The sequence below is a fragment of the Micromonospora peucetia genome (genome assembly GCF_900091625.1).
GTDB classification, from domain to species: Bacteria; Actinomycetota; Actinomycetes; order Mycobacteriales; family Micromonosporaceae; genus Micromonospora; species Micromonospora peucetia.
Genome location: NZ_FMIC01000002.1, coordinates 5,328,596 through 5,345,811, shown reverse-complemented (window position 1 = coordinate 5,345,811; position 17,216 = coordinate 5,328,596). Strand labels below are relative to the sequence as shown.

Genomic DNA, 17,216 nt, shown 5'->3' with positions numbered 1-17,216 from the left:
GGAAGCAGCCCATGTCAGCCAGACCGAGACGCGCGGCGGGCGTGCTCGCCGCGCTCACCGCCGTCGCCCTCACCGCCACGGCCTGCGGCGGCTCGGACGAGCCCGCCGGTAAGGACGCCAAGAACATCACCCTCACCGTCTCCGCCAATGCCATCGCCGGTGGCAAGAACGCCGCCGGCGCGGAGTGGATCGAGAAGTGGGTCATCCCCCGGTTCGTCGAGGCCCAGAAGGCCAAGGGCGTCACCGCCAAGGTGACGTTCGTGCCCAACGGCGTCGACGACGAGCAGTACAAGACCAAACTCGCCCTCGACCTGCGGTCCAAGGGCGGCGCCGACGTCATCGCCGTGGACGGCATCTGGGTCGGCGAGTTCGTCCAGGCCGGATACCTCAAGCCGTTGTCGGAGGTGGCCGGCGCCGAGGTGGACTCCTGGGAGGGCTGGTCGCAGATCCCTGAGACCGTGCAGGGCCTCGGCTCCTTCGAGGAGAAGCGGTACGGCATCCCACTCGGCACCGACGGCCGCGTCCTCTACTACAACAAGAAGCTCTTCGCCCAGGCCGGCCTGCCCGCCGACTGGCAGCCGAGGAGCTGGCAGGAGATCCTCGACGCCGGCGCCAAGCTCAAGGCGCTGCCCGGGGTGACCCCGATCCAGCTCAACGCCGGCACGGCGATGGGCGAGGCGACCTCGATGCAGGGTGCCCTGCCGATGCTGGCCGGTGCCGGCGGCGAGATCTTCGCCGACGGCAAGTGGGCCGGCGCCAGCCAGCCGGTACGGGACACGCTCGACCTCTACGCCAAGATCTACGGTGGCGGGCTGGGCGACCCCAAGCTCCAACAGGAGGCCAAGGGACGCGACAAGTCCTTCCAGGAGTTCGCCGCCGGCAAGATCGGCATCCTTGCCGAGGGCGACTACTTCTGGCGCGGCGTCGTGCACCCGAAGGACGGCATCGCCAAGATGGCCGATCGGGACACCACCGTCGGGTACGCGCTGATCCCCGCCAAGCAGCCGGGCGCAGGCATCCGCGGACAGGACTTCGTCAGCATGTCCGGCGGCGGCGTGCGGGTGCTGAACCCCAACTCCAAGTACCCGTCGCAGGCGTTCGAGCTGCTGGCGTTCATGCACTCGGCGGAGGCGGTCAAGGCCGAGCTCGCGGGCGCCGCCCGGATCACCGCCCGCACCGACGTCAACAAGGAGGTCCTCGCCGGCGATCCGATGCTCAACTTCGTCGCCGAGAAGGTGCTGCCGATCACCGCGTACCGGCCGCCGCTGGCGGTCTACCCGCAGGTCTCCGTGGCACTCCAGGAGGCCACCGCCGACGCGGCAGCGGGCAAGGGCGTCGAGGCGGCGGCCTCGGCGTACCGGAAGAAGGTCGAGGGGTTTGTCGGTGGTCCAGGCAACGTCACCTCCTGACGAGGTGGTCGAGGGGGCGCGCCCGGTCACGGGCGCCTCCCCGGCCCCCGACGCCGCCGGGCTGGGCCGGGCCCGGGCGACCGGGTTCCTCGTCCCCGCCATGGTGCTCATCCTGGTCTTCCTCGTGGTGCCGGCCGCCTGGACGCTCTACCTGGGCGTCACCAACTACCGGCTGACCGGCCTGGCCGCCGCCCACCCGGAGCTGGTCGGCCTCGACAACTACACCCGGGCGCTGGGCGACGAGCGGTTCCAGACCTCCCTCGTGCTGACCCTGCAGTTCGTCCTCGGCTCGGCGGTCATCGGCCAGGCCGGGTTGGGCTTCGCCATCGCCTTCGCGCTACGCGACCGCCGCGGCCCGCTGCGCCGGCTGGTCGAGGGATTCGTGCTGCTGTCCTGGATCCTGCCCAGCTCGGTGGTCGCGTTCCTGTGGATCGCCCTGCTCGACCGGGACGCCGGCACCCTCAACGCGCTGCTCGGCATCCCCGGAATGGCCTGGCTGCTCGACTACCCGATGCTGTCGATCATCATCTTCAACACCTGGCGCGGCACGGCGTTCTCGATGATGCTCTACGCCGCCGCGCTGGAGAACGTCCCCCGCTCGCACCTGGAGACCGCCCGGCTGGCCGGCGCGTCGACCTGGCAGCAACTGCGCGACGTGGTCTTCCCCCGCATCCGCGGGCACGTGCTGACCAACCTGCTGCTGATCAGCCTCTGGACGTTCAACGACTTCGCACCCTTCCTCATCACCGCCGGCGGCCCCGAGCAACACTCGGAGATCCTGCCGGTCTACGTCTACAAGGTGGCGCTCTCCGGCGGCGAGCTGGGCTTCGGCGCCGCGATCTCGTTCGTCATGCTGCTGATCAACCTGGTCATCGCGCTGGTCTACCTGCGCATGCTGGGCCGGCGGAAGGAGCCGGCGTGACCACCACCGCGGCGCGGCCCGCGTCCACCACCGAGCCGACCGGCGAGCGGCCCACCATCGCGGTACGCCACGTGCTCGCCCGCATCGGCCGCTACACCTTCCTCTGCGCCGTCCTCGGGTTCTTCGCGCTGCCGCTGTTGTGGCTCGCTACCGCCCCCTTCGACGACTCCCCGACCATCGCCGCCTCGCTGCCGGACTTCACCCTCGACAACTTCCGCGCCCTGCTGGACAACCCGTACGCGCTGAAGTCACTGCTCAACTCCGTCTACCTGGCCGGCGGCACCGCGGGGCTGGTGGTCACGTTCGCGGCGCTGGCCGCGTACGCGCTGAGCCGGGTCCGGGTGCCCGGCCGCGACGCGCTGCTCTACGGGCTCCTGCTGCTGTCGTCCATCGTGACCGGCACGGCCACCATGGTGCCGCTGTTCGAGCTGGCCTTCCGGCTCAACCTGATCGACTCCCGGCTCGGCGTCATCCTGATCCTCAGCGGCGGCCTGCTGCCCGCGGCGATCTTCATCCTCAAGGACTTCATGGACTCCACCCCGACGTCCTACGAGGAGTCGGCGCGGGTCTTCGGCGCCAGCCCGTTGCAGATCATGTGGCACATCGTGGTGCCCGTGGTGCGACCCGGGCTGGCCACCGTCGGGGTGTGGGCCGTCGCCAACGTCTGGGGCAACTTCCTGGTGCCGTTCCTGCTGCTGCGCGGCCCGGACAAGGCACCCGCCGCGGTGATCATGTACACCCTCTACACCGAGGGCGGCCAGGCCGACCTGCGCCTGCTCTCCACCTTCTCGCTGCTCTACTCGCTGCCGGTGGCGCTCATGTTCGTCTTCGTCAGCAGCCGGTACGGATTCCGCTTCCACGGAGGGATCAAGCGCTGATGTCCGCCATCACGATGCGCGAATTGACCAAGGTCTACCCCGGCGGGGTTCAGGCCCTGGACGCCCTCGACCTGGAGATCGCCGACGGTGAGTTCTTCGCCCTGCTCGGCCCGTCCGGCTGCGGCAAGACCACCCTGCTGCGCACCATCGCCGGGCTGGAGGTCGCCTCCGGCGGCAGCGTACGCATCGACGACCGCGACGTCACCAACCTGCCGCCCGGCAAGCGGGACGTGGCGATGGTCTTCCAGGACTACGCGCTCTTCCCGCACATGACCGTGCAGGAGAACATCGCCTACCCGCTGCGGATCAAGAAGGTGGACCGGCGCAGCCGTGCCGCGAAGGCCGCCGAGACCGCCGACGAGCTGGGGCTGTCGGCCCTGCTGGAGCGGCGTCCGGGGCAGCTCTCCGGCGGCCAGCAGCAGCGCGTGGCGCTCGCCCGCGCGATGGCCTGCCACCCGCAGGTCTTCCTGCTCGACGAGCCGCTGTCCAACCTCGACGCCCGGCTCCGGCTGGAGGCGCGGACCTTCCTCAAGCGGCTGCAACGCGAACTCGGCGTCACCACCGTCTTCGTCACCCACGACCAGGCCGAGGCGCTGGCGCTGGCCGACCGGATCGCCGTCATGGAGGGCGGCCGGATCCGCCAGGTCGGCACCCCCACCGAGGTGTTCCGCCGGCCGGCCAACACCTTCGTCGCCGGATTCATCGGCTCCACCCCGATGAACCTCGTCGACGCCACGGTGCGCGGCGACGAACTGCACGTGGCGGGGGTGCGGCTGCCGCTGCCCGAGGGCGCCCACGCCCAGGTGACCGACGGGGAGAGCCTGGTCTACGGCGTCCGCCCCGAGTACCTCGACTACTCCCCCACCCCGGTCCCCGGCGCGCTCACCGGGCAGGTCGTCGTCGTCGAGAACCTGGGCAGCTTCTCGCTGGTCTCCCTGGACGTGCCGGACGAGACGGCCGCCGACGACGGTGCCCCGGCCGGCACGGGACACGCCGGCAGCTCCGCCGCAGCGGCGGGCGGCGCGGCCGAGGCCGCCGGGACCAGCGTGCAGGTCGTCGTCGCGGAGGGCAGCGAACCCGAACCCGGCGACACCGGCTGGGTGGTGCCCCGCCCCGGCCGGTCCCTGCTCTACCGCGACGGGAATCTGGTCGCCGTCGCCGCCGCCCCGGCCCCGCGCGCCGGCGCCGCGGTGGGGGGATGATCGTGGTCACCCACCGGGGCAGGTGGACGCTCCAGAACCGCGCCGACGACGTGCTGCGGGCCCTGCCGGTCACCGTCGCGCCGGGCACGGCCGCGCTCACCGTACGACTCGACTACCCGCGCCACGCCGGGGTGCTGGACCTCGGCTGTGTCGGGCCGGACGGCTTCCGGGGCTGGTCGGGCGGCGCCCGCGACAGCTACACCGTCACCGCCGGTTGGGCCACCCCCGGCTACCTGCCGGGCGAGCTGGAACCCGGCGAGTGGCAGGTGTTGCTGCGGCTGCACCGGATCCCGCCCGACGGGCTGGAGTACGAGGTCACCGCCACCACCAGCAGCACCGCCCCGCCGGCACCCGAGCCGCCGGCGGCCCCGCCACGCCCCGACCGGCCGCCCGGCCGGAAGCTCCCCGACGTCGACGGCCGGCGGTGGCTCGCCGGCGACCTGCACACGCACACCGTGCACAGCGACGGCGCGCTCACCATCGACGAGTTGGCCGCGCTGTCCGCCTCCCGGGGGTTGGACTTCCTCGCCGTGACCGACCACAACACCGTCAGCCACCACCCGTGGCTGCCGGACGCCTCGGCCCGCTACGGCGTCACGCTGCTGCCCGGCCAGGAGGTGACCACCGACCGGGGGCACGCCAACGTGTTCGGCCCGGTGGGCTGGGTCGATTTCCGCCGGCCCCCCGACGAGTGGTCGGCCACGGCGGAACGGGCCGGCGGGCTGATGTCCGTGAACCACCCGCTGGCCGCCGACTGCGCGTGGCGCCAGCCGCTGACGGCCCGTACCCGGCTGGTGGAGGTGTGGCACTCCGGCTGGTGGGACCGCACCTGGGGCGCCCCGCTGGCCTGGGCACAGGCGTGGCGGCCGGACGTCGTGCCGGTCGGTGGCAGCGACTTCCACCACCTCGGCGGCGACGCGCTGCCCGGCGCCCCCACCACCTGGGTGCTCGCCGACGGCGACGGCCCGCCCGAAGCCGCCGTGCTGGACGCTCTGCGCGGCGGGCGTACCGCCGTCTCCGCCGACCCCGCCGGGCCGCTGCTGCTGCGGCTCGGCGACGAGCTGCTGGCCCTCGACGCGGACGGCGCGCTACTGGCCGACGCCGACGGGCGGCACCGGCTGGTGCGCGGCGACCGGTGCCTGCTGCCGGCCGGCGACGGACCGTACGTCCTGGAGTCCCACCGCATGGAGGTGATCGCACTGTGCAGCTGACCGGACGCACCCGGGTGGCCGGCGCACCCGTCAACTACGGCATCTACCAGCCTGCCGGCCCGCTCGTCGGGCCCGACGAGCTGCTCGCGGACCTGGTCGGGGACGGGTATGCCGGGATCGACTCCGGACCGATCGGCTACCTCGGCACCGGGCAGTCCCTGGCCCGGCGGTTGGCCGCCACCGGCGTCGGGCTCGCCGGCGGCTGGGTCGACCTGCGGTTCGCCGACCCGGACGGGTACGCCGAGGACCTGGCCCAGCTCGACGCGGCGCTGGACGTGTTCACCGCCGTGTCGACGGACGATCCCCGGTTCGCGCCCCGGCCGACGTTGGCCTGCCCTGCCAACCCGGCCCGGATGGCCCGTCCGGGCACCCCGCCGGACCTGGCGTCGGCGCTGCCCGCAGCGGCCTGGCCGGACTTCGCCGCCCGGGTGCAACAGGCCGCCGACCGCTGCCGTGACCGCGGCCTGGAGCCGGTGTTCCACTACCACCTGGGCACCGACGTGGAGACCGAGGCGGAGGCCGACCGGCTGCTGGAGCTGACCGATATCGCGGTCTGCCTGGACACCGGGCATCTGCTGCTGGCCGGCGGCGACCCGGTCGCGGCGGTCCGCCGGTGGGCCGGGCGGATCGGCCAGGTGCACCTGAAGGACGCCGACCTCGCCGCCCACCACCGGGTGCGGGCGGCCGGCGGCGGCCTGGTGGACGTGGTGGCCGCCGGTGGCTTCTGTCCGTTGGGCACGGGCGACGTCGACCTCGCCGGGGTGCTCGCCGCCCTCGACACCGTCGGCTACACCGGCTGGCTGGTGATCGAGCAGGACGCGCCCGCGGCCGACCGGGACCTCGACCGGATCCGCGCCGACCAGCGCGCCAACCGGCGGTGGCTCACCGAGGCGTTGCGATGAGCGGGCCGGCCAAGCGGATCAGGATCGCGGTGGCCGGGCTGGGCATCATCGCCCACACGGCGCACCTGCCGCTGCTGCGACGGCGCGGGGACCTGTTCGAGATCGTCGCGCTGGCCGACCTGTCCCCGTCGCGGCTGGCCGAGACGGGCCACCGCTACGGCGTCGACCCCGAACGCCGGTACGCCGACGCGGCCCGGATGGTGACCGACGGCGGCTGCGACGCGGTGCTGCTGGCGACCTCCGGCTCGCACGGCGACCTCGCCGAGTTGGCGCTGCGCGCGGGCGTACCGGTGCTGTGCGAGAAGCCGCTCGCGTACACCCTCGCCGAGACGGCCCGGCTGACCGGGCTGGGCACCGGCGGCGCGGCACTGATGGTCGGCTACATGAAGCAGTACGACCCGGCGGTGGCCGAGGCCGCGCGGCTGCTGGCGGAGCTCGGCGGCCCGGAGCGGGTGCACGCGGTGGAGGTGACCGTGCTGCACGCCGGCGGCGACCGGCAGCTGCGGTTCGCCAACCTGCCGCCGGCCCCCGCCGACGTGCCGGCCGAGGAGGTGGTCCGGCTCTCCGGCGCCGGCGCACGCCTGCTCGACGCCGCCGTGGGCGCCGACCCCGGCGCCCGCACCCTCTACCAGATCCTGATCAACAGCGTCTCGCACGACCTGTCGCTGCTGCGGCTGTTCACCGGGGCACCGGCCACCGTGGAGCACGTCGCGACCTGGCCGCTCACGCCGGACGGTCCGGTCGAGCCGTCGGTGGAGATCAGCGGGCGGCTGCCCAACGGTGCCCGCTACGGCATCCGGTGGCTCAACCTGCCCGGGTACCCGGCCTACCGGGAAACGGTCACCCTGCACCACGCGCACGGCTCGCTGGAGCTGGTGTTCCCGTCGCCGTACCTGCTGAACGCGCCCACCACGCTGACCGTGGTGGACCACCACGGCGGCGGCGAGCGGCGGGCGGCGTACCGGTCGGTGACCGAGGCGTTCGAACAGGAACTGGTCGCGTTCCACGCGATGGTCACCGGGGGCGTGCCGCCGCTGACCGGCATCGCCGGGGGCGCGGCCGACCTGAGGACCAGTCAACAGGTGGTACGCCGCTACGGTGAGCTGACCGGGGCGGCGATCGGCGGAGAGGCGGCGGGCTGATGGCGCGACCTACCGAGATCATCGTGGTGCCACACACCCACTGGGACCGGGAGTGGTACGAGCCGTTCCAGCGGTTCCGCCTGCGGCTGGTGGCGCTGCTCGACGAGGTGTTCGACCGGATGGAGCGCGACCCGCGCCAGCGGTTCACCCTGGACGGGCAGCTCGCCGCCGTCGACGACTACCTGGAGGTCCGCCCCGAGCGGCGGGAGCAGGTGGTCGCCCTGGTCCACGCCGGACGGCTGGCCGTCGGCCCGTGGCAGATCCTGCTCGACGAGTTCCTCTGCTCCGGCGAGAACATCGTGCGCAACCTCGAACGCGGGCTGAACCGCAGCGCCGAACTGGGCGGCGCCATGCCGGTCGGCTACCTGCCCGACATGTTCGGCCACATCGCCCAGATGCCGCAGATCCTGGCCGGCGCGGGGCTCGCCCACGCCTGCCTGTTCCGCGGCGTCCCGCAACGCGTGCACACACACGCCTTCGCCTGGCAGTCCCCGGACGGCACCGCCGTACGCACCGAGTACCTGCCGGGCGGCTACGGCAACGCGGCCGGGCTGATGGACGACGCGGCGCTGGTCACCCGGCGGGCCGCCGATCTCGCCGCCCGGCTCGGGGCGTGGCGTCCGGCCGGCGACGACACCCCGGTGCTGGCCATGTACGGCGCCGACCACGCCGCCCCGGCGCCGGAGGCCCCCGACCTGCTCGCCGCCGCCGGTCTCGACGACACCCGGCTTCGGCTCGGCACGCTCGCCGAGTACTTCGCCAGCCAGCCGACCGGCGTCGACGGGCTGCCCGTCGTGGCCGGTGAGCTGCGCTCGCACGCCCGGGCCAACATCCTGCCCGGCGTGATCTCCGTACGCGGCCACCTCAAGCAGGCGATGGGCCGCGCCGAGCGGCGGGTCGAACGGTACGCCGAGCCCCTCGCCGCGCTGGCGCACGACACCTCCGTACAGCGCTTCCTCGACATGGCCTGGACCCGGCTGATCGACGCCAGTTGCCACGACTCGGTGACCGGGTGCGGCTGCGACGAGACCGCCGAGCAGGTCTCCGCCCGCCTCGCCGAGGCCGACCAGCTCGGCCGGGCGGTCTGCGACCTGGTCGGCGCGCGGCTGGCCACCACCGTGCCCCGGGACGGCCACCTGCTGTTCAACCCCACCCCGGCGCCCCGCACCACCCTGGTGCGCCTGGACGTGGAGACGCCGCCCGACGGCGCGGTGGGGCTGGTCGACGCCGACGGCCGCACGGTGGCCGCGCAGGTCCTCGACCGGGCCCGCACGCTGCTCGCCGACGACGTGGTGCCGGCGGCCGACCTGCCGGGCGTCCTCGCCCGGGTGCACGGCCGCGAACTCTACGGTCAGGAGATCACCGCCTGGTCGGTGTCCGCCGCCGACGCCACCCTCACCTTTCAGGTTGCCCGGCACGGCGACCCGGCCTTCGACGTCGAGGACGTCCGGCTGGCGCTGGCCGCCGCCGGGCAGCCCGACCGGTGGCGGGTGCTCATCGTCGCCGCCGCCCGGGCCACCGTCGCCGCGCTGGTGGACCTGCCCGCGCTCGGGCACGCCGCGGTGCGGCCGTTGGCGCTACCGCCGTCCGCCGCAGCGGTGCCCCCGCCGGTCGCCGCAGCGGTGCCCGCGCCGGTGATGGTGACCGGCCGCAGCGTCGACAACGGGCTGCTGCGGGTGGACGTCGCCGAAGACGGCACGCTGCGGCTGTCCACCCCCGACGGCGTCGGCGTGGACGGGGTGGGCCGGATCGTCGACGGCGGCGACGTGGGTGACAGCTACAACTTCGCCCCACCGGCCGCCGACGAGCTGGTCGACAAGCCCCGGGCGGTGCGGACCGTGGTCCGCCACGACGGGCCGCTGGTCGCCGTCCTCGACGTGGTCCGCGAGTACCGCTGGCCGGCGGGCGCCGACGTCGACGCGGGCTCGCGCGCCGTGGACCGCGAACCGACCACCGTCACCACGCGGGTCGAGGTGCGCTCCGGTGAGCAATTCGTCCGGCTGAGGGTCGAGTTCGACAACCGCTGCGACGACCACCGGGTCCGGCTGCACCTGCCGCTGCCGTCGCCGGCCGACACCTCGTACGCCGAGGGCCAGTTCGCCGTGGTCGCGCGAGGGCTGAGCGCGGAGGGTGGCGGCGGGGAGGTCCCGCTGCCCACGTTCCCGGCGTCCGGGTTCGTGGCCGCGGGCGGCCCGGACGGCTCGCTCGCCGTCCTGCTGACCCAGCCGACCGAGTACGAGCTGACCGACTCCGGCCGGGAACTGGCAGTCACCGTGCTGCGGGCGATCGGGATGCTGTCGCGCAACCGGCACGCCCTGCGCGACGAGCCGGCCGGTCCGCAGCTGCCCACACCCCTGGCGCAGTGTCGCGGCGTACACGCCGTCGAGCTGGCGGTGCTGCCGTTCCGGGGCAGCTGGCACGAGGCCGGGGTGCTGGAGGCCGCCGAGGCGTACCGGCACGAGCCGCTGTCCTTCCCCGGCACCGCCGAGCCGACCGTCGCGCTACCGGCCCCGACCGTGGGACTGGCGGTCGACGGCCCCGGGGTCGTGCTGACCAGCGTCCGGGACCGCGACGGCCGCACCGAGGTACGGTTGGTCGCGCAGACGCCGGCGGACACCACCGCCGTCATCGACGCCCCGGGGCTGCGCGGGGCATGGCGCGCGGATCTGCTCGGCCGACCGGGCGACCCGCTGGCCGTCGAGGGCGACGGAGCCGTCCGCCTGCCGATGCGGGCCTGGGAGATCGCCACCGTGCAGCTCGACCTGGCCTGACCGCGATCTCGCCACGCACTCTGGAAGGGGCGCCGAGGTTTCACCTGCGTGGAAACTGGAGAAGGTGAGGATCGCACCTGCGCTCAAGGGGGGATCAAACTCGTGTCCGACGCCACCATCGAACGGTACGACCGCCAGGCCGACCGGCCCGACGAGGTGACCGACCCGTTGCTGTGGAAGCTCGCCCTGGACGTGGCCGACGCCCATGAACCGGACGGGGACGGCGGCTGTCACAGCCTGCTCTGCGCAGGTCAGACCTGGCCCTGCCCGCCCTGGAACAACGCCCAGCGCGCGCTGCGAATGGCCCAGGCCGAGCCCCGGCAGTCGTCGCCCGCCGTGGGGCAGGCCGACAGCCAGGGTCGGGCCGGCCTACCCGCCGCCGGGCCGACGCAGCGCACCCGGCCGCACCCGCGGACCGCGTCGGCGGCCTAGATGTCCCGCGGATCCTGTCGCTCGGGTCAGCTGTAGCGAGCGAACATCTCCTGGACGGCGGCCAGCTCGTCACCCTCGTCAGCGTCGATGAACCAGTCGGACCCCGGGTCCGCGACGACAGCCTCCGGGGTGAGGAAGTCCTTGCCGAAGCGGTAGGCGTCCAGGCAGTAGACGAACTCGGAGCCCATCATCGGGTCGATGCCGGTCTGGTCGCAGTGGTCCAGCAGGCCTTCGGCGACTCGCCACTGCTCGCCGTCGAACCAGAACACGCCGCAGGCCCAGTGGATCGTCCGGCCGGTCGTCACATCCTTGACGTTGCCCAGTGGTTTGTTCGCCGGACGGTCCCGTACCAGGCGAACCAGGTCTTCGGGAACGTCGTGGTAGAGCGCCTCCTGGCCGGCGTAATCGTCCCAGCCCATGCTCAGATCCGCCTCGGGATCAAAGGTCAGCAGCAGAGTCCGGCTGGCCCCGCCACCTGGGCGGCCAGCTTCTTCGGGGCCAACAGACAGTAACTCTCAGTGAGCAGCTCGCCGATCTCCGCCCAGTCGACGCCGTCACCGAGGACCATGCCCAGCACGTCGGCGCCCCAGCCGGGCTTGTAGAACGGGTGGCCGCCGGCCACCAGCGCGTGGAGCTCGTCGACGGGCGACCGGAACGTCAGCACACAGGTCGGCTCGTCGGTCGCGACGGCACGCGCGTATGCCATCTGGTGGTCGGGGTCGACGGTGAGCACGTGGGCGAAGGTCCGCTTACGGATCCGCCAGCGCACACCCACCCAGGCCGGCTCCTCGTAGCTCTCCGGCAGCTCGCGACAGATCGGCCGCAGGCGGTCGAGGAACTCGGGTGGCACGTCTGCGGGGGCGGTCATGCCCGCACGCTAGCCGCGTCCTGTGACACTTCCGCCGCTTCCAGCCAGCGCCGGTACCAGCGGGCGAAGCCGAGCGGCGTGCCGTCGTCGTCGCGCAGCGGCCGGAACCCGCCGCTCTCGGCGGTGTCGTCGGCCCAGATCCGGCCCCGCTGCGGGCCGGTGACCACCAGCGTCTCCCGCAGCGCGCAGCCGAGGTGGCACAGATAGAGCAGACCGATCGAATGCTCGGAGGCGTGGACCACCGCGTCGTACCGCTCCCCGTAGGCGTCCTCGGCCTCGTTTGTGATCCCGGATCTTCCGCCGGTGGACCGGGACGGCGGTGGGCGCCCGGGTGGCCGGCCCCCGGGGGCGGGGGCCGGCCGTCGGCGGGTCAGCGCCAGGTGTCGGTGCGGGGGTTGGTACCGCCGGCCGGGGTGGTGAAGGTCCGGTTGCCGCCGGATTCCCAGGTGACGGAGCCGTCGGGGTTCTTCTTCAGGTACTTGTACTCGACGCTCGTGTTCGGCGGCAGGCTGACGGTGGCCCGCCAGATCGGGTAGTCGGCCGGGGACAGCGCGACGGCGTTCGCGGGGTTCCAGCCGCCGAGGGCGGGGAGGTTGCCGACGACGTACACGTTCTGGCCGTAGTTGGTGGTGGCGGTGGCGTGGAAGGAGACGGCGACCGGTCCGGCGGTGTCGCCGCGGAAGGTCTCGGTGACGGTGTGGCTGCCGCCCGCCGGGGTGGTGAGGGCACGGTTCGCGCCGGATTCCCAGGTCACGCCGCCGGCCGCGGTCTTCTTGATGAACTTGTACTCCACGGCGGCGGACTTGGGCAGGTCGACCACGCCGCGGAACACCCCGCCCTCGGCCGGCAGCCGCACCGCGCTCGCCGGCGCCCAGGTGCCCAACTCCGGGACGCTGCCGACCACATAGACCTCCTGGCCGGCGGTCACGGTGGCGGTGACGGTGAAGGTGGTGGCGACGGTGTCACCGACGGGCCCGGGCACGTACGTGTCGATCCGGGTGGCCGTTCCGCCGGCCGGGGTGGTGAAGGTGCGGCTGACAGCCTCCTGCTCGACCACGGTCGTTCCGCTCTTGGCCAGGTAGCGGTAGGAGATGGCGGTGGCGGCGGGCAGGTCGACGGTCGCGGTCCAGGTGCCGTCGGCGTTACGGGTGAGCGGCACCGAGGTGGCCGGGTCGCCGTTGCCGAGCGCCGGGGTGTTGCCCACGAGGTGCAGCGTCCGGTCGGCGGGCAGCGGAGCCGTGGCGGTGAACGTGGTGGCGATCTTGACGGCGGGGCCGCCCCGGGCGTTGGCGTGCAGCGCGACCGCGCCGTTGGCCGGGATGGTGACGCTGGCCCGGCCGCCGGTCACGGTGACCGTGGTGCCGGTGCACCCGGCGGCCGTGGCGGCACCGGAGATGACGTCGCAGTACGCGCCGTCGGCGAGGCCGGTGACGAACTGGGCGGTGCTGGCCGAGCCGGAGTCGTTGATGCCGATCCAGCCGCGGTCGCCCCGGTGGAAGCCGATGACGTTGCTGTTGACGACGGTGAAGTCCGAGATGCTCTTGACGGCCCGGGCGGTGTTGGCCCAGCCGACCATGCCCTTGATCCCGGTCGACTGGGTCAGGCAGGTCCAGTTTCCGCCGCAGGCGGTGTCGGTCACGTGACCGCTTCCGGTGGCCGGCGGCGACTGGTTGCGGTTGGACCAGGTGAAGCTGTCGTAGACCGAGGGCTTACCGTGCGGGTAGGCCAGCGCGAAGTAGTTGGCCAGGGTGTAGTCGGTGCCGTTCTTGTAGGACAGCACCACCCCGTCGCGTTCGAGATCGTGGTTGGTGACCATGGCGAAGACGTTGGCGCTGGGCGCGTCGAGGTTCCAGCTCCCGATGTTGGCGAGGTTGGCGATCGAGCCCTGGAAGCTGGACCTGAGTCCCTTGGCGTAGGCGAAGTCGAGGACGTCGCCGTTGCCGATGAAGGCGCGGGCCTTGAGCGCGTCGTTCGAGGCGCCGTCGAAGATCTCCTGGGCGACGTACGGACGCCTGTTCTCCGCGACGGTGTTGTTCAGCTTGCTGAGGATGGCCGCGAAGTCCGCCTTCTTGACGTGCTTGATCGCGTCGACGCGGAACCCGTCGACGCCCAGGCCGATCAGGTCGTTGAGAAAGGCGGCGATCTTGTTGCGGACCTGTTCCTTCTCGGTGTACAGGTCCGACAGGGCCAGCAGCTCGCAGCTGGTCACCTGGGACTCGTTGTTCCAGTCGTTGATGCCGCCCGAGGTCGGGCAGTTGTCGCCGGGGCGGTGGAAGTCACCGTTGCCGTAGGGCACGGCCGGGTAGTCGTAGCCGGTGAAGGTGGTGCCCGCGTAGCCGACGGTGCCGGGGGCGTTGTTGACGCCGGCCATGTGGTTGACCACCGCGTCGACGTAGACGCGGACACCGGCGCCGTGGCACGCGGTGACCATGGCGGCGAACTGCTGACGGTTGCCGAACCGGCTCTCCAGCTTGTACGACACCGGCTGGTACACCTCGTACCAGGGGTGCACCCCGTCGGCGCTGTTGGGCAGGCTGACCGACTCCTGGGGCGGCGCGACCTGGACCGCGCCGTAGCCCGCCGGGCCGAGGTGGTTGGTGCAGGCCGCGGCGACCGAGTTCCAGTTCCATTCCCACAGGTTGGCCGTCACCTCGCTGTCGTTGAGCGCGACGGCGGCGTGGGCGGGCGCGGCGGCGGTGACCACGGCGGGGGTGACGCCGGACGCGACGACGGCGACGGCGAGGAGCAGGCGAAGGATACGGACGCGCAGGGGCGGTTTCGATCGAGCCATGGCAGAGAGACCTTCTTCCGGGGACGAAGAGGCATTGACGAGAAGGGACGGCCGTCCGCGTAGCAAAGACAATGCTCGATTGCTGGCAACCTCTGCAATACCTTGCAGCAAACTTCTCGAAATTTCATGGCAACAATGGCATGACGCCCGGCAGGGCTACCCCATACTCCTCAAATACCGCGAAGCCGACGATCCGCAGTGGATCGTCGGCTTCGCGGCTTGCAAGCATTTGCAAAGACCCGGCCGGTCAACGGGACGTCGGGACCGCCTCACCGGCGAGGATGACCGCGCCGAGCAACGCGGCGTCGTCGGCGAAGCGCGACAACACCACCTCCGGCGGGTACGGCAGGACCGCCGCCATCCGCTCCCCCAGCAGGCCACGGATCAGCGCGTTGCCGGCCACCCCACCGACCAGCACCACCCGCTGCGGATCGAGCAGCAGGCAGCAGGTGATCAGGTGCCGGGCCAGCTCGTCCACCCGGGCGGCCAGCGCGTCCCGGGCCGGGCCGGGACGCTCGGCGGCGGCGGCCAGTCCCCGCGCCCCGCCCGACACCCCGAGCGAGTCGGCGAGCCCGTCCAGCGCCCGGCCGGAGAAGTCCAGCTCCAGCATGGTTCCCGGCCACGGGCCGCCGGTCACGGCGTACCCGATCTCGCCGGCCGCGCCGTGGTGCCCGGCCAGCACGGACCCACGGACCGTGACCGCCGCCGCCACCCCGGTGCCGATCCCGACCACCAGGCCGGGGTCGGCGTCGCGGAGCGCGCCGAGCCGCAGCTCGGCCAGGGCGGCGGCGTTGAGGTCGTTGTCGACCGCCACCGCCGGCACCGTCAGCCGGTCGCGGACCGCGTCGGCGAGGCGCAGCCCGTCCCAGCCGGGCACGTTCGGGGCCAGGTCGATGCCGTCGGAGCGGACCACGCCGGGCGAGGCGATGCCGGCCGCCGCGACCGGCGCGCCGACCTCCCCCACCAGCTTCGCGGCCAGCGCCAGCGCCCGGTCCAGGGCCTGCGGGGCACCCCGCTCGGCGTACGTCGGGACCCGCTCGCGGGCCAGCAGCCGGCCCTCCCCGTCGGCCACCCCGACCGCCATCTTGGTGCCGCCGAAGTCGATCCCGAGCAGCACGCCCGCGCCACCGGCCGGCGACGTGGACTGGGCGGCCCGGCCGGCCAGCCGTACGCTCACCGGGCCACCCTCGCGACCCGGACCGACACGTCCCGCGCGCTCATCGAGCGGCCCCCTGCGCGGCGACCGCGTCCAGTGCCTCGTCGGCGGCGGCGAGGCGGGCACGGACGGCGGCCAGCCGGCCGGCGACGGTGTCGAAGGTGCCCCGCAGCACCGCCACCTGGGCCCGCACCGCGTCCGCGCCGGGACCGTCGACCTGGGCCCGGTCGAGCACCAGCTCCGGGCGTACGGCGGCGGCGATCAGGTCGGCGACGGCGGAGTCGTCGAGCCCGTCGGCGATCCCCTCAGCCGCGGCCCGGACGGTCTGCGCGGTCCAGGTGCCCGGGGCGCCACCCCGCACCAACCGCCCGACCACCGAGTGGGCGGCCCGGAACGGCACCCCGTGCCGGGTCAGCGCGTCGGCCGCGGCGGTGGTGGTGGCGCCGGAGGCGACGATCTCCTCGGCCGACGGCGGCTCCAGCGGCTCGATCTCGGCGAGGAAGCCGCCGAGCAGGGCGAAGAACCGGTCGGTGCGGTCGTTGCTGTCCCAGAGCCGCACCTGCACGTCGGTGGTGGCGTTGTTGGAGTCCTCCCACCAGGCGGCGCCAACGTTGTTGAGCACCGAGGCGGCGTCGGCGGCGGTGGCGCCGGCCATCGAGACGAGGTGCTCCAGCACCACCGGGTTGCGCTTCTGCGGCATGATGCTGCTGCCCTGGGTGAAGTCGCCGGGCGTGGTCACCCAGCGCCAGGTCAGCCAGTCCATCAGGGTGCGGGCCAGCCGGGCGCCGGTCGCGAGCGCCTGGGCGTTGAGGGTGCCGACCCGTACGAGGTGGTCGGCGCCGGCCACCGCCTCGTAGGAGTTGGTGACCAGGCCGTCGAAGCCGAGCAGCTCGGCCACCCGGGCGGGGGCGATGTCCAGGTCGGTGCCGGCGAAGGCGCAGGAGCCCAGCGGCGAGGTGTTGAGGGCGTCGATCAGCTCGGCGTAGCCGACGGCCTCCCCGGCGAGCGCCTCGGCATAGCCGGCGAGGGCGTGCCCGATGGTGGTGGGCTGCGCCGGCCGGCGGTGGGTGTAGCCGGTGATCACCACGTCGGCGTACCGGTGCGCGGAGTCCAGGGCGGTCGTGCCGGCGGCGAGCACCCGGTCGAGGACGCCGAGAAGCTGGTCACGCAGCAGCATCCGGAACACCCCGGCGTCGAGGTCGTTGCGGCTGCGGGCCATCTGCACGTCCAGGTCGGAGGTGGGGATGCCGCACGCCTGCGCCAGCCGCTTCTCCATCAGGTAGTAGGTGTCCTCGAAGGTGCCGTCGAACTCGGGCGCCGGGGCAGTGTCGGCGCGCAGTTCGGCCAGCCCGCGCAGCAGCCGGGCGCCCCGGTCGGCGGGGACCAGGCCCTGCTCGGTCAGCATCACCACGTGGGCCTGGCTGGCCCGCACCATCGCCGGGAAGAGGTACCCGACGTGGTGGTCGTAGGTCGGCCGGAGGTGGTGCCGCTGGTAGGTGGTCAGCGCGGGTGTGCTCATGACGGTCTCTACT

At 73.2% G+C, this 17,216-nt stretch carries 15 protein-coding genes; 9 read left to right on the top strand and 6 right to left on the bottom strand.

The window, feature by feature from the left end; all coding sequences use genetic code 11:
• Positions 1 to 11: 11 nt before the first annotated feature.
• The 9 genes from GA0070608_RS24085 to GA0070608_RS33620 all read left to right on the top strand — a co-directional run bounded on the left by GA0070608_RS24085 (position 12) and on the right by GA0070608_RS33620 (position 10,869).
• Positions 12 to 1,409, top strand: a complete 1,398-nt coding sequence (locus GA0070608_RS24085) for an extracellular solute-binding protein (protein ID WP_091630755.1) — start codon at positions 12 to 14, stop codon at positions 1,407 to 1,409.
• Complete coding sequence (locus tag GA0070608_RS24080) at positions 1,384 to 2,331, top strand: carbohydrate ABC transporter permease (protein WP_218107575.1); 948 nt, start codon at positions 1,384 to 1,386, stop codon at positions 2,329 to 2,331. The genes GA0070608_RS24085 and GA0070608_RS24080 overlap by 26 nt, the downstream gene beginning before the upstream one ends.
• A complete protein-coding gene (locus GA0070608_RS24075) occupies positions 2,328 to 3,209 on the top strand; it encodes a carbohydrate ABC transporter permease (protein ID WP_218107574.1) in 882 nt (293 codons plus the stop codon). The genes GA0070608_RS24080 and GA0070608_RS24075 overlap by 4 nt, the downstream gene beginning before the upstream one ends.
• Positions 3,209 to 4,411: an ABC transporter ATP-binding protein gene (locus GA0070608_RS24070; RefSeq protein ID WP_091630754.1), complete on the top strand. Its 1,203-nt coding sequence runs from the start codon at positions 3,209 to 3,211 to the stop codon at positions 4,409 to 4,411. The genes GA0070608_RS24075 and GA0070608_RS24070 overlap by 1 nt, the downstream gene beginning before the upstream one ends.
• Entirely contained in the window at positions 4,408 to 5,622 is a 1,215-nt protein-coding gene (locus tag GA0070608_RS24065) for a CehA/McbA family metallohydrolase (protein ID WP_091630753.1), read from the top strand. Before GA0070608_RS24070 ends, GA0070608_RS24065 begins: the two co-directional genes overlap by 4 nt.
• Positions 5,613 to 6,524: a sugar phosphate isomerase/epimerase family protein gene (locus GA0070608_RS24060; protein WP_218107573.1), complete on the top strand. Its 912-nt coding sequence runs from the start codon at positions 5,613 to 5,615 to the stop codon at positions 6,522 to 6,524. Before GA0070608_RS24065 ends, GA0070608_RS24060 begins: the two co-directional genes overlap by 10 nt.
• Entirely contained in the window at positions 6,521 to 7,666 is a 1,146-nt protein-coding gene (locus tag GA0070608_RS24055) for a Gfo/Idh/MocA family protein (RefSeq protein ID WP_091630752.1), read from the top strand. The genes GA0070608_RS24060 and GA0070608_RS24055 overlap by 4 nt, the downstream gene beginning before the upstream one ends.
• Positions 7,666 to 10,437 carry a glycoside hydrolase family 38 N-terminal domain-containing protein gene (locus GA0070608_RS24050; RefSeq protein ID WP_091630751.1) on the top strand — a complete coding sequence of 924 codons (2,772 nt, stop codon included), beginning with the start codon at positions 7,666 to 7,668 and terminating at the stop codon, positions 10,435 to 10,437. Before GA0070608_RS24055 ends, GA0070608_RS24050 begins: the two co-directional genes overlap by 1 nt.
• A gap of 102 nt (positions 10,438 to 10,539) precedes the next feature.
• A complete protein-coding gene (locus GA0070608_RS33620) occupies positions 10,540 to 10,869 on the top strand; it encodes a hypothetical protein (protein ID WP_245715911.1) in 330 nt (109 codons plus the stop codon).
• A gap of 26 nt (positions 10,870 to 10,895) precedes the next feature.
• Here the strand turns inward: GA0070608_RS33620 and GA0070608_RS24040 are convergent, their stop codons facing one another.
• From GA0070608_RS24040 to GA0070608_RS24015, 6 genes are all read right to left on the bottom strand, one after another.
• Positions 10,896 to 11,288: a hypothetical protein gene (locus GA0070608_RS24040; RefSeq protein WP_091630750.1), complete on the bottom strand. Its 393-nt coding sequence runs from the start codon at positions 11,286 to 11,288 to the stop codon at positions 10,896 to 10,898.
• A 26-nt stretch (positions 11,289 to 11,314) separates the two neighbouring features.
• Complete coding sequence (locus GA0070608_RS24035) at positions 11,315 to 11,737, bottom strand: MmcQ/YjbR family DNA-binding protein (RefSeq protein ID WP_091630749.1); 423 nt, start codon at positions 11,735 to 11,737, stop codon at positions 11,315 to 11,317.
• Positions 11,734 to 11,979 (bottom strand): hypothetical protein, encoded by a 246-nt coding sequence (locus GA0070608_RS24030; protein ID WP_091630748.1) that lies wholly within the window; start codon positions 11,977 to 11,979, stop codon positions 11,734 to 11,736. The genes GA0070608_RS24035 and GA0070608_RS24030 overlap by 4 nt, the downstream gene beginning before the upstream one ends.
• A gap of 128 nt (positions 11,980 to 12,107) precedes the next feature.
• Positions 12,108 to 14,528: a carbohydrate-binding module family 20 domain-containing protein gene (locus GA0070608_RS24025; RefSeq protein ID WP_218107572.1), complete on the bottom strand. Its 2,421-nt coding sequence runs from the start codon at positions 14,526 to 14,528 to the stop codon at positions 12,108 to 12,110.
• Positions 14,529 to 14,775: 247 nt separating this feature from the next.
• Entirely contained in the window at positions 14,776 to 15,705 is a 930-nt protein-coding gene (locus tag GA0070608_RS24020) for an ROK family protein (RefSeq protein WP_245715910.1), read from the bottom strand.
• Between the two features lie 40 nt (positions 15,706 to 15,745).
• Positions 15,746 to 17,203, bottom strand: a complete 1,458-nt coding sequence (locus GA0070608_RS24015; protein WP_091630747.1) for an argininosuccinate lyase — start codon at positions 17,201 to 17,203, stop codon at positions 15,746 to 15,748.
• Positions 17,204 to 17,216 lie beyond the last annotated feature (13 nt).